This is a genomic window from Streptomyces sp. NPDC025651, assembly GCF_055558735.1.
This window is the reverse complement of record NZ_JBVHLZ010000010.1, coordinates 72,113-88,706: the sequence shown is the minus strand read 5'-3', so window position 1 is coordinate 88,706 and position 16,594 is coordinate 72,113. Positions and strand designations below refer to the sequence as shown.

Sequence of the window (16,594 nt, the reverse complement as noted above, 5' to 3'; positions counted from 1 at the left end):
CGCTCACTGAGCACTGATCACAAGCACCGCTCGCCGAGCAGCACCGCTCACAAGCGCCGCCCGGCACGCACCACCCAGCACGTACCGCTCAGCACCACCATCACGTCACGCACCATTCTCACGTGACGCATCACTCAGGTACGCACCACCGTCACGTGACGCTCCATTCAGGTAACGCACCACCATCACGTAACCGCTCAGCACCACCAGCGCCGCGCCGTAGTCCCCCAGACCCGGTTCGGGAGCCGCTGGGCCGCGCGGGGCGTGGCACCGGACCGTCCGGACGACGGCACCCCGGTACCACCACCCCGCGCGGCCGCACACCCTTTGGCGCCGCGGGGCAGCTCCGCACCCCTTCTGCACCCGTCCTCACGTCCGCACATCCGCTGTTTCCCAGCGGTGCCGCACTTGTTGGTGGCACTCTGCTGAGCAGTAGATACGCAAAGTAGAGGTATGCAAGCCGGAGGTGCACGTCCCGTGGCGTCCAATGTCAATCCCACCGTCAGGCGACGCCGGTTGGGCCAGGAGCTCCGTCGGCTCCGTGAGCTCAAGGGCATGACGGCCGAGGAGGTCGCCGAGCGCCTGCTCGTCTCGCAGTCGAAGATCAGCCGTCTCGAGAACGGCCGCCGCTCGATCAGCCAGCGCGACGTCCGCGACCTCTGCGGTGTCTACGAGGTCGAGGACCACCGCATCGTCGATTCGCTGATGCAGATGGCCAAGGACTCCCGCCAGCAGGGCTGGTGGCACTCCTTCGGCGACATCCCGTACAGCGTGTACATCGGTCTGGAGACCGACGCGGCGTCCCTGCGCGTGTACGACCCGCAGGTCGTCCCCGGCCTGCTGCAGACCCGCGCGTACGCCGAGGCGCTCATCACCGGCGCACTCCCGGAGACCACGCCCACCGACATCGAGAAGCGCGTCCAGGTGCGCATGCGCCGTCAGGACCGCATCGCGGCGCCGGACGTTCCGCTGCGCCTGTGGACCGTTCTCGACGAATCGGCGCTGCGCCGCGTCGTGGGCTCCCGCCATCTCATGCGCGACCAGCTGGAACACCTCGTCGAGCAGTCCCAACTTCCGCATGTGACGGTCCAGGTGATCCCTTTCGAGATGGGCGCACACCCCGGGCTCAACGGCCAGTACGCGATCCTCGAGTTCCCCGACGCGGCCGATTCCAGCGTGGTCTACATCGAGGGCGTCACGAGCGACCTGTATCTGGAGAAGGCGAACGACGTCCAGCAATACAGCGTCATGTACGAGCATTTGCGGGCACAGGCCTTGAATGTCGAACAATCCCGGCAGCTCATCGCGGACATCGCGAAGGAGTACGCCCGCTGATACCCCGGTATGAACCACCCCCTCGCGGGAAGGCGCCGCACGGTACACCCTTGCCGCGTCGGGGCGGAAGACCCCCCTGGAATATGCCATCCGGTTGAGTGAACGATCCCTTCACGCGCCGATGTTGGCGAGTAGCGTCATTCACGCCATCAAGCAAGAACGGTGGCGCAACACCGCATTTTGCGGCGACAGCAACTCATCAACTGCGCAAAACGGAGCAGACATGGCAATTCAGCAGGGCGCTTCGCACAACTGGGTCAAGTCTTCGTACTCCACGGGCAACGGCGCGTGCGTCGAGGTCAAATCGCCGGTGCGGACGGGAATTTCGGTCCGCGACTCCAAGGTCGTCGAGGGCCCGGTCCTCGCCTTCCCGGCCGAGTCGTGGAACGCATTCGTCACCGAGGTGAGCCGGGGGGCTGCCGACCTCGCGTGAGACAGCAGCGCTCATCGACAGAAGAACACGAAGCGCACGAGAGCACGAGCGCACGAAGAACAATCACATACGCACCACCGAATGAGCCCTCTCGACTGGCCCGCCGTCCCGGCCGAGGGGGCTCGGCCTTGCGCCGGCGCACCGCGGTGCGCGTGATGTGCGCGGCGCGCTCGGCGCACACCTCAGCGCAGCCGGTCGACGTACGCGTCCGTACCCGGCACCGTCGGAACAAACGGCGCCACCAGTTCCACACGCCCGAGCCCCGACTCCGCGACGGCGCTCTCGCGCCCCGTGAAGTGCGCCTCCCAGCACTCCCGCGGATCCTCCTGGAGGAACCAGAGCAGGGTCAGCCGGGTGTCCACGCCCTCGACCTGTTTCACGTACGTCATCCGGTCCCCCGGCAGCGGTGTCGGCCGGAACAGCGTGACCATCGCGGCGGGCGACCCGGCCAGCGCGCGCGGCAGGTGCCTGGCGCGCAGCCACTCCAGCAACTCGGCCCGCCTCTCCGGCCCTTCCGCGTCGATGACCTCCAGGACGAGGCCCTGGTACGGGTGGTCGAGCGCGTGGAAGTCGCGCGGTCCCGCCGCGCCGTCCCGGTAGACGGTCGCCTCGTGGTCCTGGAAGGCGGTGAAGACGTGCGTGCGGTCCTGGTAGACGCGCCCGTCGCGGTTGAGCCGCTTGTTGATGCCCACGGTCCACTTCATGTGGTCGTCGTAGCGGCCGTCCGTGACCCAGTACGTGGAGAGGTAGCACCCCGCGGTGACCGGCTCGGCTATCGCGGACTTGTCCGGGTAGCGCAGGAGTTGGAGCTCGCGCGTGGCCACCCAGCGGCGCCCCGCGTACATCCACGGCATGGCCATCGCGCCCGCGTAGTAGTGGTCGTCCTCGTACCAGCGGTTGTACGCGTACTCGTGCCCCGGGTGCGGCTCGACCATGGTGATCAGGGCGTGCCCCGGGTGCACCCCGTAGGGCCCGACGGCGGCCAGCTCGGCGTAGACGTCGCTGCGGGTGTCCTCGCTCATGCGTCTCCCCTGCCTCCCTCTTCCTTCCTCGGGTGGACGCCCATACTCTGACGCTCCGTCAGCAAAACTGCCAGAGCCGGGAGGCGCCCCATGTCGTCGTCGCTCCTGAAGTCGAAGACCGTCGTCGTCTCGGGCGTCGGCGCCGGGCTCGGCCACCAGGTCGCGGCCGCCGTCGTGCGCGACGGCGGCAACGCCGTACTGGGGGCGCGCACGGAGGCGAACCTCGCCAAGTCGGCCGCCGAGATCGACCCCGAGGGCACCCGCACCGCCTACCGCGCCACCGACATCACCGACGAGCGGCAGTGCGAGGCCCTCGCCGGGCTGGCGCGTGAGCGGTTCGGGGGGATCGATGCCGTGGTCCATGTGGCCGCCTGGGACAGCCACTTCGGCGGCCTGGCGGACGCGGACTTCGACACCTGGCGCCAGGTCGTCGACGTCAATCTGCTGGGCACCCTGCGCATGACGCGCGCGTGCCTGCCCGCGCTCAGGGAGCGGCGGGGCGGTTCGGTGGTCTTCATCGGCACGCAGTCGGCCGTCGCCGCGCCCTCGCAGGTGCGGCAGGCCGCGTACGCGGCGTCGAAGGGGGCGTTGACCTCGGCCATGTACTCGCTCGCGCACGAGCTGGGCCCGGATCGGATCCGGGTCAACACGGTGCTGCCGGGGTGGATGTGGGGGCCGCCGGTCGAGGCGTACGTCCAGTTCACGGCGGGGGCCGAAGGCGTGACGGAGGAGGAGGTGCGGGGGCGCCTCGCGGCACGGATGGCACTGCCCGACCTGGCGACGGACGGAGACGTCGCCGATGCGGTGGTGTTTCTCGCGTCCGATCGGGCCCGGGCCGTCACCGGACAGTCGTTGCTGGTGAACGCGGGAGAATTGATGCGGTAGTCCGTTCCCCGCAGGTCCTTCGTGGTTGCTCGCGCAGTTCCCCGCGCCCCCTGTCGGGGGCGCTTTTCGTTGCCCCGCAGCCACGCCCGCTGGCCACGTATATGAACCCGGATCAGTAAACCGAACGATTTTACGTGCTCTTGACCCTGCGGGCTGTTGTCGGAGATGCGCGGCCGAACCCACGATGAGCGGGCACTTCCGGGTCGTTCCCGTCCCCGGCGGCCGGTACTGGCGAAGTGCGAGCCAGTTATGCGCAGTTCACCAGGCGGACCCCTGGAGGGCCATATGAACAGTCTCGACTGGGCCGTGCTCATCGGCTACTTCGGCGTGATGGTCGCGATCGGCGTGTGGTCGCACAAGCGGGTCGACAACGTCAGCGACTTCTTCACCGCCGGCGGCAGGATGCCCTGGTGGCTGTCGGGCATCTCGCACCACATGTCCGGCTACAGCGCGGTGATGTTCACCGGGTACGCGGGCATCGCGTACACGTACGGCGTCACGTCCTTCGTCACCTGGTCCTTCCCCATCGCCCTCGGCATCGCGATCGGCGCGCGGCTCTTCGCCCCCCGCATCAACCGCCTGCGCTCGCGCCTGCACGTGGCATCGCCGCTGGAGTACCTCAAGAACCGCTACAACCTCGGCACCCAGCAGGCGCTCGCCTGGTCCGGAATGCTCCTGAAGATCGTGGACGTGGGCGCCAAGTGGGCGGCCATCGCCACCCTGTTGTCCGTCTTCACCGGGGTCTCCCTCAACCAGGGCATCCTCATCACCGGCGTCATCACGGCGATCTACTGCACCATCGGCGGCCTGTGGGCCGACGCGCTCACCGAGCTCGGGCAGTTCGTCATCCAACTCCTCGCCGGTGTCGCGATGTTCGTGGCCGTCGTCGCCGAGCTCGGCCCGTACGGCGGGTTCTTCGGCGTCTGGGACGAGCCGGAGCTCGCGGGCCACGGAAAGCCGCTGGTCGGCCCGTACGGCACGGTGTTCCTGCTCGCGTTCGTCTTCATCAAGCTCTTCGAGTACAACGGCGGCATGCTCAACCAGGCGCAGCGCTACATGGCGACCGCCAACGCCAAGGAGGCCGCGCGCTCCGCGAAGCTCTCCGCGGCCCTGTGGCTTCTCTGGCCGCTCGTCCTGTTCTTCCCCATGTGGATGTCGCCGCTCCTGGTCGACGCCCAGAAGTCCGACGGCTCGGACTCGTACGCCCTGATGACCGAACAGCTGCTGCCGCACGGCCTGTTGGGGCTCGTCATCGTCGGCTTCTTCTCGCACACCATGGCCATGTGCTCCTCCGACGCCAACGCGATCGCCGCGGTCTTCACCCGGGACGTGGCGCCCGCCCTGTCCGCGAAGGCGCGGGGCTGGAGCGAGCGCAGGGGCCTGGTCGCCGCGCGGCTCACGACGGTGGTCTTCCTCGGCCTGTCCATGGCGGTCGCGACGCAGGTGAACTCGCCGACGTTCAAGGACGTCATCACGGTCGTCATCAAGTGGGTGGCCGGTCTGATGGGCCCGATCGCGATCCCGATGATGCTGGGCCTGCTGCGCGCGTTCAGGAAGTCCGGGCCGACCGCGGCGCTGACCAGCTGGGCGGCCGGGCTGTTCGCCTTCTACCTGGTCAACTACCCCATCGACGGGGCCGTCGAGGGCGGCGTCGCCCTCCAGTACCAGGTGTCGGTCCCGCTGGCCGTCTCCCTCGTCCTCTACGTCCTGGTCGGCTGGGTGAAGCCGGAGGACACCCCCGAGCGGGACGCGCTCATCGAGAGGATCAACACGGACGACGACGGCTCCGCGGGAGCGGCGGCCGTGCCCGCTCCCGCGGAGCCGCGGGACGGCGCGGTGACCGCGCCGGTGAAGGAGTGACGCGTCGGTCAGAGGATCGACGTGCTCGACGTGATGTCGGACTCCAGGAGGCTGTCGCCGCCGCTGCCGTTGCCGCCGGCCGGGGGCGGGCAGTGCGGGGCGCGGGTCGTGACCAGGTGGGGGTTCGCCCCCTCCTGGCGGGCCTGCGCCCGCTCGAAGAAGTCGGCGTAGAACGGGTCGGAGGCGAAGGGGTCCCCGAAGGGGACGGCCGACGCGGTGGACCCGCCCTGCGGGAAGGGCTCGGCCGCGGGGGCGGCGGACGCGGAGGCGGCCGTGGCGCCCAGGAGGGCGAGGGCGAGCAGGGGGACGGCGAGCAAACGAGGTGCGTTCATGGGAACGACCTTGCTGGTAGGTGAGGGGGCACGCCCGGCAGACACGCGGCGCGGCACCCGGATAGCGGGTCTCCCGGCTCACGCCCGCGGATAGCGTGTGAGCCACCCCGGTGACGAGACCGCCGGGCCGTGCAGGGCGGGGCCCTGGGTCATCTCCATGGCGAAGTCGTCCGCGAGCTCCAGGACCGTGGCCCGCCCCTCCAGCTCCGTGAGCCACCCGGGAGGCAGCGCGGTCTCCCCGTGCAGCGCGCCGAGGAGCGCCCCGCACAGCGCGCCCGCCGCGGCCGACGGGCCTCCGTGGTTCACGGCGAGCCGCAGGCCGTGCCGGACGTCCTCGCCGACCAGCGCGCAGTACACGGCGGCGGCGAGCGCGCCCTCGGCGGTGCCGTCCGCCAGGAGCTCCTCTACGCGCGCGGGCGCGGGCATGCCCTGTCGTACGGCGCCCAGCGCGTGCCGGAGGGCGTCCGTGACGGCGTGGTGTCCCGGGCGGGTGGCGAGCAGGGCGAGGGTCCGCTGGATCGCGCCGTCGAGGGACTCCCCGCGGGCGAGGCCGTGCACGATGACGGTGTGCGCGCCCGCGGCGAGATAGGCGGTGGGGTGGCCGTGCGTCTGGACGGCGCACTCGACGGCGAGCTGCAGCACGAGCTGGGGCTCCCAGCCGACGAGGAGGCCGAAGGGGGCGGACCTGACGGCGGCTTCGGGGCCGCGCTCGTCGGGGTTCTTGGGGGCTTCGAGAGTGCCCATCACCGCGTCGCCGAGGCCGACGAGGCAGGCGCGGGACGGGTCGCGCCGCGAGTACAGCCACTCCTCGCGGGCCAGCCAGCCGTCCTCCTTGCGCCGCTCGTCGGGGCCCCAGTCGCTCTGGGTGGCGGCCCAGCGGCGGTAGGCGCGGTGCAGGTCGGTCGGCGGGTGCCAGGCGCCGGTGTCGCGGCGCACCTGGGCGCGTATGAGTCCGTCGACGGTGAAGAGCATGAGCTGGGTGGCGGCGGTGACGGCACCGCGCCTGCCGTGCGCGGGGGCGGGCTCGGTGAGTCCTTCGGTGCCGTGCTCCTCGCGGATGGCGTCCAGGGCGAGGCGGTCGACGGGCGCCCCGAAGGCGTCCCCCACGGCGGCCCCGAGGAGCGTGCCGCGCACCCGGCTGCGGAAGTCCTGCTGCTCGGCGCGGCCCCAGACGCCGGTGGCTGCTGCAGTGCTCACGCGGACCTCTCCTCCGTGCCTTGACGTGCCCTGTCGTGTTCCCGTCCGGTTGCGACTGCGCAGCACTGTAATCGACCGGGAACGATCGGTTCAGGCGCCAAGTGGTATGCACGGAGTCGCCCTTGAGGTCGCTTTTGAACGACGTTCACCGGAGCTTCGCAGGTGTCCACGGAGTGCGTACGTAAGAGGAGTTCACGGCATGGCACGCGCGGACGGCCACCGACGGCCTGACGTCCTGGCGCCCCCGGCCACGGCCGCCCTCAGCCGCGCCCGGGCACGGCAGTGTCACGCCCTCCCCTGCCCGTGCCGTTCCTCCCCCAGGATCCGTTCCTTCTGCGCCCGCGCCCACCCGTACCCCGGATCGAGCTCAAGTGCCCGCTCCAGGCAGGCGACGGCCTCCTCCGTGCGGCCGAGCGCCTCCAGGGCGAGGGCCTTGCTGCCGTGGGCCCAGGCGTACGCCGGGTCGAGGGCGAGGGCCGCGTCGTACTCGGCGACGGCCTCTTCGTGGCGGCCCGCGAAGCGCAGGACGTCGCCCCGCTCGCCCCGGGTGCCGGCCGCGTCGGGCTCCAGCTCCTGGGCGCGGTCCAGGTCGGCGAGAGCGCCCTCGACGTCGCCGAGGGACTGTCTGATGTGGGCCCTGCGGGCCAGCGCCCAGGGGTAGTCGGGCCACAGGGCGATCGCGCGGTCCAGGTCGTCCAGGGCCTCGCGGGGACGGCCGAGCGCGAACTTGGTCTGGCCCCGGCTGCCCAGGGTCAACGGCTCCTTGGGGTGCAGTTCGTGCGCGCGGTCCAGCCAGGTCAGGGCTTCGTCGTACCGGCCCATGCGCCGGTAGGTCTCGCCGCGCGCCCGCGCCAGCCACTCCGCGTCCGGCGCCAGCTCGTCGGCGCGGTCCAGGTGCCGCAGCGCCGTCTCGTGCTCGCCGAGGGCGCGGTAGGTGATGGCCAGGTCGTGGTGGCCCCACGGGTCGGCGGGGACGAGGGCGACGGCGCGCTCGTGGTCGGCCAGCGCCTCGCGCAGCCGGCCCAGGTGGAAGAGCTGCAGGCCGTGCGCGTTGTACGCGGCGACCCTGCCCTCGTCGTCCAGCTCGGGACGGGTCAGGAGCAGCTCCAACACCCGCAGTGCGCCCAGGCGTTCGTCGAGGAGAGCGCGCTGGCACTCGGCGGACAGCGCCCGCAGCCGCTCGGCCTCCGTGTCCTCGGCGGCGTCCGCGACCGCCCGCGCCCACTCCCGGGCCACCGCCGTGTCCACGCGGCACGCGTCGACGCCCTCGCGCAGCACCGCGGGCAGCGCGGTCAGCGGCCGGGCGCACAGGCCGTGGTACAGCTCCTCGACGCGGGCCTCCCGCCAGTCCGGGCGCATCCAGGGCCGCCCCGGCTCGCCCCGCGCCGCCTCCGCGAGCGCCACGCGCCGCCCCTCGTAGAGCGCGGCGAGCCGCTCGTGGCCCGAACTCCACGACGACGGCGCCGAGTTGCGGCGCAGGCGCAGCATCGGGGCGCGCACCACGCCGTGGTAGCGGGCCACGCCCCTGCGGTCGGTCCGCACGAACGGCATGGCGCACAGCCAGGCGTGCAGCTGCGCGGGGTCGCCGTCGCCGCCGAGCGCCGCGCGCACCACGTCCTGGTCGAGGCGCCTGGGCAGCGCGCAGTCCACGGCGGCCGCGCGCCGCACCGGGTCGCGCTCCCCCTTCAGGAAGCGCTCCACGGCCGTGGCGCTGGGGTCGCCCACGTCGTCGGGGCCCGCGGGTCCGGCCTCGGCGAGGGTGGAGACGAGGACGGGCAGGCGGCCCGAGAGGCGAAGGACCTCCGCGACCACCGGTTCCTCGGTGACGCCCTTGGCGGCGAGCAGTCCGCGCGCCTCGGCGTCGGTGAAGGGCCGCAGCGCCATCTCCGCCGCGAAGTCCGCGACGCCTTCCCAGCGCTCCGGGTCGAGGGGGAGCTGACCGGACGTCACGACCACGGCGTTGGAAGGCAGTTCGCCGTACCGGTCGGTGGTCATCACGTCGCGCAGCCAGTGGTCCAGATACGGTGCCGTCCTCTCGTACGTGTCGAAGAACAGCACGAGCCACGGCGCGACATCGGCCGCCGCGGCCAGCTCGTCGAGGAGCACGGGCGTCAGGGACCGCTCAGGCTCCAGGACCAGGCGGGCGTCCTCCTGGTTGCGGAAGCGGGCCCGCAGCCGGTCCGCGCCCGACGCGAGGCGCCCCGCGTCGACCATGCCCGCGAGCGCGCCCACCACCGGCACCATGCCGAGCCCGACGACCCCGGCGCGGGCCGCGAGAACGCTGCCCGTGGAGGGCTCCTCGGGACCCGGCTCGCGCACGGCGGCCGCGACGGCCTCGTGGCTGCGCTGGCGGTGGGCGGCGAGGGCCCGGTCCAGGCCCTTCAGCACACGTCCCTGCTGGGCGAACTGGGCGGCGATCTCCGCGAGCACCTCGGGGATGCCGCCCGCGCCCTCGTCGACGTGTGCGACCAGCGCCCCGCGGTCCCTGGACAGTTGGCCGAGCTCCCGGACGAGCGACGTCTTGCCGACGCCCGCGTGGCCGTGCACGTGGAAGAGGAAGCGGTGCCGGTCGTCGTCCGGCGGCAGGTCGAAGTTCTCGCGGAACAGGCGGATCTCCTCCCTCCGCCCCACGAACCCGGCACGCCGCCTGCGTCGGATGATCTCCTGCATCGACACCCTCGCCCGCGCCATCCGCCCCTCCGCCCCACTCCGGTGTCCCGGCCGTCACGTCAGTCTCCCGCACACGTGAACGCCTTGTGGTGAAGGGAAGTTGGCATCCGTGGAACCAAGACATCACCCGCAGAAGTCTCTGGGGTATACAACCTTCACCTCCGGCCCACCGTCTTCACCTACGCCACAGACATTCCCCACAGGAGGAACAGTGCGCCGCAAGCTCGTCACCGCACTCGCCGTCACCTCGCTGGCCACCCCGCTCGTGCTGGCCGCCACCGCCGGGTCCGCCTCGGCCGCGCCCACTCCGCCCCGCGCCCCGGTCACCGACTTCGACAAGGACGGCTACGCCGACCTCGCCATATCGGCCCCTGGCAGCTACAACGGCGACGCCCCCGGCAGCGTCTCGATCGTCTACGGCTCGGCGTCAGGACCCGACCAGGCGCACGCCACCACCATCAGCCGTGCCACGCCCGGCGTACCCGGATCCCCCGAGGCCGGCGGGCAGTTCGGCAACCGGACGGCCGCCGCGGACCTCGACGGCGACGGCTACACCGACCTCGTCGTGGGCGGCGGCGAGAAGGCCGTCGTCCTGTGGGGCTCCGCCCAGGGCCTGACCGGCCAGGGCAGCACCGAGCTCGCCTCGAACGGCGCGCGCGTCACCGCCGGGGACTTCAACGGCGACGGCAAGCGGGACCTGGTCACGGCCGAGTACCCGGAGCCCGAGGACCCGATGGACAACGACGACCGGGGCATGACCATCGCGTACGGCCCGTTCCAGCGCGACGGAAAGCCCGCGAGCACCCAGCAGGTCGTCACCAGCCAGACCTTCGGCCCCGGCGACTTCGTCGTCGGCGACCTCACGGGCGACGGCGCCGACGACATCGTCACCAGCCACGGCTTCGAGGAGATGGCGTACAAGAGCCAGTTCTGGAAGGGCGGCAAGAACGGGGTGAGCACCACCTCGCAGAAGCTCGCGCCCTCCCTCGGCGGAGCAGTCGGCGACGTCGACGGGGACGGCTACGGCGACCTGGTCGTCCGCGACATCGGCGACAACTTCGAGGACATGCCGTACCAGAAGGGCACGATCCTCGTCCGCTACGGCTCCGCCGACGGCCCCTCCTCGCGTACCGCCAAGATCACCCAGGACACCGCGGGCGTCCCCGGCGTCGGTGAGGAGGGCGACGAGTTCGGCTCCGCCATCAGCGCGGGCGACGCGAACGGCGACGGCTACGCGGACGTCGCCGTCGGCATCCCCGGCGAGGACATCGAGTCGGTCGCGGACGCCGGCAGCGTCGTGCTGCTCAAGGGCTCCCGCTCCGGCCTGACCGGCACCGGATCGCAGGCCTTCCAGCAGTCCACGGACGGCGTGCCCGGCGCCTCCGAGAAGGGCGACAAGTTCGGCAGCCAGGTGCTGCTGTCCGACACCGACAAGGACGGCAAGGCCGACCTGACGGTGTCGGCTCCCCTGGAGGACGGCGCGTACGCCGACTCGGGCGCCGTCTGGCACCTGCGGGGTGCCGCGGGCGGCCTGACCGTCACGGGCATCAAGTCCTTCGGCCCGGCGGCGATCGGCGCTCCGGAGAAGGGGGTTCAGTTCGGGCAGCACCTGGGCCACTGAGCCCTCGGGCCCGCGGAGGTGTGTTCGTCCGCGGGCCCGCTCGGGTCGCTCGCGCAGTTCCTCGCGCCCCTTACGGGGCTTCCACCACCGGCAGCAGCTCCGGCAGATGCCCGTCCGACGCCAGAGCAGCCTTCTGGCGCTCCTCCGGCACATCCCCGTACAGCGTCGTCCTCGGCTTCGCCGGGCGGCCCGCCTCGTCCGCGATCGCGATGAGGTCCTCGATGGAGCGGTAGGAGCCGTAACCGGAGCCCGCCATGCGGGAGATGGTCTCCTCCATCAGCGTGCCGCCCAGGTCGTTCGCGCCGGACCTGAGCATCTCCGCGGCGCCCTCCTGGCCCAGCTTCACCCAGCTGGTCTGGATGTTGGGGATGTGCGGGTGCAGCAGGACGCGCGCCATGGCCGTCACCGCGCGGTTGTCGCGGGTGGTCGGGCCGGGCCGGGCGATTCCCGCCAGGTAGACCGGCGCGTTCGTGTGGATGAAGGGCAGCGTCACGAACTCCGTGAAGCCGCCGGTCTCCTGCTGGATGGCGGCCAGCGTGCGGAAGTGGCCGAGCCAGTGCCGGGGCTGGTCGACATGGCCGTACATCATCGTGGACGAGGAGCGGATGCCCAGCTCGTGCGCGGTCTTGACGACCTCGATCCAGGTGGCCGTCGGCAGCTTGCCCTTGGTGAGGACCCAGCGGACCTCGTCGTCGAGGATCTCCGCGGCCGTCCCGGGGATGGAGTCGAGCCCCGCCTCCTTCGCGGCGGTCAGCCACTCACGTATCGAAAGCCCGGTCCTGGTCGCGCCGTTGACGACCTCCATCGGCGAGAAGGCGTGCACGTGCATGCCCGGCACCCGCTCCTTCACCGCGCGCGCGATGTCGAAGTACGCGGTGCCCGGCAGGTCGGGGTGGATGCCGCCCTGCATGCAGACCTCGACGGCGCCGACGTCCCAGGCCTGCGCGGCCCGGTCGGCGACCTGGTCGAGGGAGAGGGTGTAGGCGTCCGCGTCGGTCCTGCGCTGGGCGAAGGCGCAGAAGCGGCAGCCGGTGTAACAGACGTTGGTGAAGTTGATGTTGCGCGTGACGATGTACGTGACGTCGTCGCCGTTGACCGTCTTGCGGATGTCGTCCGCGACGGAGCAGAGCGCGTCGAGCGCGGGGCCGTCCGCGTGCAGCAGCGCCAGCGCCTCGTCGTCCGTGAGCTTCGTCGGGTCGTCGGCGGCCTGCTTCAGGGCCGCGCGTACGTCGCCGTCGATGCGGGACGGCACCATGCCGGGCGCCGCCTGCTCGCGCAGAGCCTCCCAGTCGCCGTACACCTCGTCGAAGTCGTCGCGCCGGTCGGAGGTGCGCCCGGTGGTGTCGATGGTGCGGTGGAGGTCGGTGCGCCCCGACGACTTCGTCGCCACGTACCCCTCGTCGGGCTCCTGCCAGGGGTGGCCCTCGACCACCGCGTCCGGGTTCGCGAGGCCCGTCTCCGGGTCGGCGAGGGCCCGCACGTGCGGCAGCAGGCGCGGGTCGAGCCAGGGCTCGCCCCGCTGCACGAACTCCGGGTACGTGCACAGGCGTTCGGCGAGCCTGAAGCCCGCGGCGGCGGACCGCTCGGCGAGCTCGTCGAGCCGCGGCCACGGCTTCTCTGGGTTGACGTGGTCGATCGTGACCGGCGAGACGCCGCCCCAGTCGTCGATGCCCGCGCCGATGAGCCGCTCGTACTCACCGGCGATGAGGTTGGGCGGGGCCTGGATGTTGCCCGCCGGTCCCATGATGTGCCGGGCGACGGCGATCGTCGCGACCAGGTCGTCGATCTCGGCGTCGGGCATGCCGCGCATCGCCGTGTCCGGCTTGGCGCGGAAGTTCTGGATGATCAGTTCCTGGATGCCGTGGTACGAGCGCGCGACGCGGCGCAGCGCGAACAGCGAGTCGGCGCGCTCCTCGTACGTCTCGCCGATCCCGATCAGCAGCCCGCTGGTGAACGGGACGGACGAGCGGCCCGCGTCCTCCAGCACCCGCAGCCGGACGGCGGGTTCCTTGTCCGGCGAGCCGTGGTGCGGCTGTCCCGGCTCGGACCAGAGCCGCTCCGCCGTCGTCTCCAGCATCATCCCCATGCTGGGCGCGACCGGCTTGAGCCGCTGGAAGTCCGTCCACGTCATGACGCCCGGATTGAGGTGCGGCAGGAGTCCGGTCTCCTCCAGGATGCGGATCGAGATGGCACGGACGTACGCGATGGTGTCGTCGTACCCCTCCGCCTCCAGCCACTCGCGGGCCTCGGGCCAGCGGTCCTCCGGCTTGTCGCCGAGGGTGATCAGGGCTTCCTTGCAGCCGAGTTCGGCGCCGCGGCGCGCGATGTCCAGGACCTCGTCCGGGGACATGAACATGCCGTGGCCGGCGCGGCGCAGCTTGCCGGGCACGGTCGCGAAGGTGCAGTAATGGCACTTGTCGCGGCAGAGCCGGGTGAGCGGGATGAACACGCTCTTCGAGTACGTGATGACGCCGGGGCGGCCCGCCGCCGCCAGGCCCGCGTCGCGCACCCGGGCCGCGGACGCCGTGAGGTCGTCGAGGTCCTCGCCGCGCGCCTGAAGCAGGACGGCGGCCTCCGTCACGTCGAGCGCGACGCCGTCCCTGGCCCGCCTGAGCGCACGCCGCATGGCGTTCGCGGTGGGTCGTCCGGCCTCGGGGGGCTGCGCGCTGTTGGTCATGTCTCCGAGCATACGAGCGAGAACAAATGACCAGTACAGATACTTCCGGCGGTCCTGGTGACTCCGGCGGTCCCGGCACCTCCGGCAGCCCCCGCACCTCCGGCAGTCCCGGTCACAGGTGCGGGTCCACGAACTGCCCGAGCCCGTCCAGCGCCGCGCGCACCTCGGCCTCCCCCGCCGCCGGCAGCTGCACGATCGCCTCGTCGACCCCGAGGTCCGCGTAGTGCGCCAGCTTGCCGGGCCCCGGCTCGACGGCCGTCACCGCCACGTACAGGTCGTCGGCCGGGCGCCCCGCGTCCGCCCACGCCTTGCGCAGCGCGGGCAGCGCCTCGCCCAGACCGCTGCCGCCGATGGGCATCCAGCCGTCGGCGTACTCCGCGATGTGCGCGAAGAGGCCGGGGCCCGCGGCACCGCCGATCAGCGTGCGCGGCCCGAACAGCGGGTCCCTGGCGAGCCGTTCGCGGGGCGCCCGCACCGGCTTCGGGTGGGCCTCGCTCGCGCGGACGGCGCCGAACTCGCCCTCGTACGCCTTCGGGCGGTCCGCCCACAGCGCCCGCATGACCGCCATCCTGTCCCGCACCACCGTCCGCCGCCTCGGCCAGGCCACGCCGTGGTCCTCGGCCTCCTCGCGGTTCCAGCCGTAGCCGATGCCGAGGGTGACGCGGCCGCCGGAGAGGTGGTCGAGGGTCGCGATCTGCTTGGCGAGGTCGATGGGGTCGTGCTGGGCGACCAGGGCGATGTTCGTGCCGAGGGCGATCCGTTCGGTGACGGCGGCGGCCTGGGCGAGGGCGACGAGGGGGCTGAGCATGCGGGCGCATTCGGGGGGCAGTTCACCGCCCGGGTAGGGGGTCTCGCGGGAGACCGGGATGTGGGTGTGCTCGGGGAGGTAGAGCCCGGCGTAACCGCGCCGCTCCAGCTCCTGGGCCAGGCGTACCGGGGTGATCGTCCTGTCGGTCATGTAGAGCGTCGCGGAGATGCGCACGGGTCCGTCCCTCCGAGCGTGTTCGGTACGGGGCACTCTTCCTATCCCCGGAAGGTCGGTTGGTCCATGGCCATGCGCCGATTGGCGCGGCGCCAAGGAACAGACGACGGCAGAAAAGGCTGGCCGCGCGCCTGGTGTCCGCAGCCGCCTAGCGTGCGCGGACCGGGGCCTTGTCCTGGATGGCGACGCCTCCCTTGATCAGCTTCGAGTCGGCGGCGGGCGCCATGCACTTGGTCAGCATCGGCTCGTTCTTCTCGGTGCCTCCGGAGATCCCGACGCGGGCAGGGGCGCCGCTCTGCTCGTCGCCGGCGTAGAAGCTGAGGCCCATGCGGACGTGCCGCTTCAGGTAGCCGTCCCAGTCGTCGACGTTGCCCCCGGTGCGCACGAGACGTCCGGTGACGGTCGCGGTCGGGCCGCCCGTGGTGAGGCAGTCGACCTTGAAGTCACCCCAGTTGACGAAGTCGGGGCCGCCCTCCGGATTCGGCGAGCGGTGGTAGATCCGGAAGGTGCCGGAGGACTTCTCGGGCGTGGACCAGTGCGCGCTCTTGAAGGTGGCGCGGGCGTCGACGGAGACCTGGACGTCGTCGCCGGGCGCCGGGTAGTCCACGCGGGCCCAGCCTTTGAGCCGGGAGGTGGCGGGCTGATCCGCGGGCGCGGATGCCTTCGTGGCCTTGTCGGCACCACGGGCCGTGGGTGCCGTCGACGCGGAGGCGACCCCTGCGGTGGCCGCCAGCGTGGCGGCAGCGGCGAGGAGGGTGAGGGTGCGGGTGCGGGTGCGGCTGGACTTCACATTTCTGGACACGGGTAACTCCCTTACTGGACAGGATGGTTGGTGTGGGCCCGGTGACTGCCGGCCCCGCACCACCGATCCTGGTCGACGCCCCCCTTCCCGCACGTCCACCGCCGGGCCACGGCGCCTCCGCCGCGCGGGCGAGGCGCCGTACCCCGGGCGGCGCACCCCCCCCCGCTTCAAGGGACCCCGCCGAGGCGACCCCAAAGGCCCCTTGGGATACTTCGTTCATATGCGCGACGTTACGTCGCCTTTGGGGCGAGGGGGGCACTATGCGGATACGGATCACGACGTGGGCCGGAGCTCTGGCGCTGGTCATGGCGAGCACGGTGACGACGACCGGATGCTTTGCGCGGTACACGCGATGCGGCCCCGAGGGCGACCGCCCGGCGGGACTCACCGCCAAGGACCTCACCGGCACCTACCGGGCCACCCCGACGGGGGGCTCCCTGACTCTTGAGTCCGACGGAACGTTCACCGCCTCCGACTGGCCGGACTTCGAGAATCGAGACAGTCTCGCCGACTGGCCGGACCCCGACGTCAAGCTGCTTTCGAGGAAGGGGACTTGGAAGCTCGCACCGAAGCGCGATGATTTCGACGGCGACATCACGTTCACCTTCGACGGCGGAGACATCCACTCGGGGTACGACAGTCCGTCGTACGACATCGCGGGCTCGAAGGACGACCCGCGGATCTACACCATCGTCGGCGACCCGGACGTCTGCGACTTCCACACCTTTGAACGCGACGACGACTGATCGGGCCAACCGCCCCTGCCCACACGCTTGTT

The 16,594-nt window shown here is 71.7% G+C and carries 13 protein-coding genes; 6 read left to right on the top strand and 7 right to left on the bottom strand.

Annotated elements, in window-relative coordinates; translation table 11 throughout:
* Positions 1–477: 477 nt before the first annotated feature.
* Both ACZ4D5_RS31015 and ACZ4D5_RS31010 read left to right on the top strand, forming a co-directional pair.
* Positions 478–1,335, top strand: a complete 858-nt coding sequence (locus ACZ4D5_RS31015) for a helix-turn-helix domain-containing protein (protein ID WP_467775768.1) — start codon at positions 478–480, stop codon at positions 1,333–1,335.
* Positions 1,336–1,558: 223 nt separating this feature from the next.
* Positions 1,559–1,768, top strand: a complete 210-nt coding sequence (locus ACZ4D5_RS31010) for a DUF397 domain-containing protein (protein WP_467775767.1) — start codon at positions 1,559–1,561, stop codon at positions 1,766–1,768.
* 182 nt (positions 1,769–1,950) lie between these two features.
* On the opposite strand, the gene ACZ4D5_RS31005 is transcribed toward ACZ4D5_RS31010, so the two are convergent.
* Positions 1,951–2,790, bottom strand: coding sequence for a hypothetical protein (locus tag ACZ4D5_RS31005; RefSeq protein WP_467775766.1), 840 nt, complete (start codon positions 2,788–2,790; stop codon positions 1,951–1,953).
* 90 nt (positions 2,791–2,880) lie between these two features.
* Between ACZ4D5_RS31005 and ACZ4D5_RS31000 the strand changes: the two genes are divergently transcribed.
* Both ACZ4D5_RS31000 and ACZ4D5_RS30995 read left to right on the top strand, forming a co-directional pair.
* A complete protein-coding gene (locus ACZ4D5_RS31000; RefSeq protein WP_467775765.1) occupies positions 2,881–3,675 on the top strand; it encodes an SDR family oxidoreductase in 795 nt (264 codons plus the stop codon).
* A gap of 285 nt (positions 3,676–3,960) precedes the next feature.
* Positions 3,961–5,535, top strand: a complete 1,575-nt coding sequence (locus tag ACZ4D5_RS30995; RefSeq protein ID WP_467775764.1) for a sodium:solute symporter family protein — start codon at positions 3,961–3,963, stop codon at positions 5,533–5,535.
* Between the two features lie 8 nt (positions 5,536–5,543).
* Here the strand turns inward: ACZ4D5_RS30995 and ACZ4D5_RS30990 are convergent, their stop codons facing one another.
* The 3 genes from ACZ4D5_RS30990 to ACZ4D5_RS30980 form a co-directional block, all read right to left on the bottom strand.
* On the bottom strand, positions 5,544–5,867 hold the full coding sequence (locus tag ACZ4D5_RS30990) for a hypothetical protein (RefSeq protein ID WP_467775763.1): 324 nt from the start codon (positions 5,865–5,867) through the stop codon (positions 5,544–5,546).
* A gap of 78 nt (positions 5,868–5,945) precedes the next feature.
* Positions 5,946–7,064, bottom strand: coding sequence for an ADP-ribosylglycohydrolase family protein (locus ACZ4D5_RS30985; protein ID WP_467775762.1), 1,119 nt, complete (start codon positions 7,062–7,064; stop codon positions 5,946–5,948).
* A gap of 285 nt (positions 7,065–7,349) precedes the next feature.
* Complete coding sequence (locus ACZ4D5_RS30980) at positions 7,350–9,734, bottom strand: tetratricopeptide repeat protein (protein WP_467775761.1); 2,385 nt, start codon at positions 9,732–9,734, stop codon at positions 7,350–7,352.
* A 211-nt stretch (positions 9,735–9,945) separates the two neighbouring features.
* On the opposite strand from ACZ4D5_RS30980, the gene ACZ4D5_RS30975 reads away from it, so the two are divergent.
* Positions 9,946–11,355, top strand: coding sequence for an FG-GAP-like repeat-containing protein (locus tag ACZ4D5_RS30975; protein WP_467775760.1), 1,410 nt, complete (start codon positions 9,946–9,948; stop codon positions 11,353–11,355).
* Positions 11,356–11,425: 70 nt separating this feature from the next.
* Here ACZ4D5_RS30975 and ACZ4D5_RS30970 read toward each other — a convergent pair whose 3' ends face one another.
* The 3 genes from ACZ4D5_RS30970 to ACZ4D5_RS30960 form a co-directional block, all read right to left on the bottom strand.
* Positions 11,426–14,032, bottom strand: coding sequence for a bifunctional FO biosynthesis protein CofGH (locus ACZ4D5_RS30970; protein WP_467775759.1), 2,607 nt, complete (start codon positions 14,030–14,032; stop codon positions 11,426–11,428).
* Positions 14,033–14,144: 112 nt separating this feature from the next.
* Positions 14,145–15,014 (bottom strand): TIGR03619 family F420-dependent LLM class oxidoreductase, encoded by an 870-nt coding sequence (locus tag ACZ4D5_RS30965; protein ID WP_467775758.1) that lies wholly within the window; start codon positions 15,012–15,014, stop codon positions 14,145–14,147.
* Between the two features lie 148 nt (positions 15,015–15,162).
* Complete coding sequence (locus ACZ4D5_RS30960) at positions 15,163–15,816, bottom strand: hypothetical protein (protein ID WP_467775757.1); 654 nt, start codon at positions 15,814–15,816, stop codon at positions 15,163–15,165.
* 260 nt (positions 15,817–16,076) lie between these two features.
* Here ACZ4D5_RS30960 and ACZ4D5_RS30955 point away from each other — a divergent pair, with 260 nt between their 5' ends.
* Entirely contained in the window at positions 16,077–16,562 is a 486-nt protein-coding gene (locus tag ACZ4D5_RS30955) for a hypothetical protein (RefSeq protein ID WP_467775756.1), read from the top strand.
* The last annotated feature ends 32 nt before the right edge of the window (positions 16,563–16,594 follow it).

Bases quoted from the DNA above. Each gene is read 5' to 3' on its own strand.
- ACZ4D5_RS30980 (WP_467775761.1), bottom strand. From the start codon at position 9,734: ATGCAGGAGATCATCCGACGCAGGCGGCGTGCCGGGTTCGTGGGGCGG.
- ACZ4D5_RS31000 (WP_467775765.1), top strand. From the start codon at position 2,881: ATGTCGTCGTCGCTCCTGAAGTCGAAGACCGTCGTCGTCTCGGGCGTC.
- ACZ4D5_RS30955 (WP_467775756.1), top strand. From the start codon at position 16,077: ATGCGGATACGGATCACGACGTGGGCCGGAGCTCTGGCGCTGGTCATG.
- ACZ4D5_RS30995 (WP_467775764.1), top strand. From the start codon at position 3,961: ATGAACAGTCTCGACTGGGCCGTGCTCATCGGCTACTTCGGCGTGATG.
- ACZ4D5_RS31005 (WP_467775766.1), bottom strand. From the start codon at position 2,790: ATGAGCGAGGACACCCGCAGCGACGTCTACGCCGAGCTGGCCGCCGTC.
- ACZ4D5_RS31010 (WP_467775767.1), top strand. From the start codon at position 1,559: ATGGCAATTCAGCAGGGCGCTTCGCACAACTGGGTCAAGTCTTCGTAC.
- ACZ4D5_RS30990 (WP_467775763.1), bottom strand. From the start codon at position 5,867: ATGAACGCACCTCGTTTGCTCGCCGTCCCCCTGCTCGCCCTCGCCCTC.
- ACZ4D5_RS30970 (WP_467775759.1), bottom strand. From the start codon at position 14,032: ATGACCAACAGCGCGCAGCCCCCCGAGGCCGGACGACCCACCGCGAAC.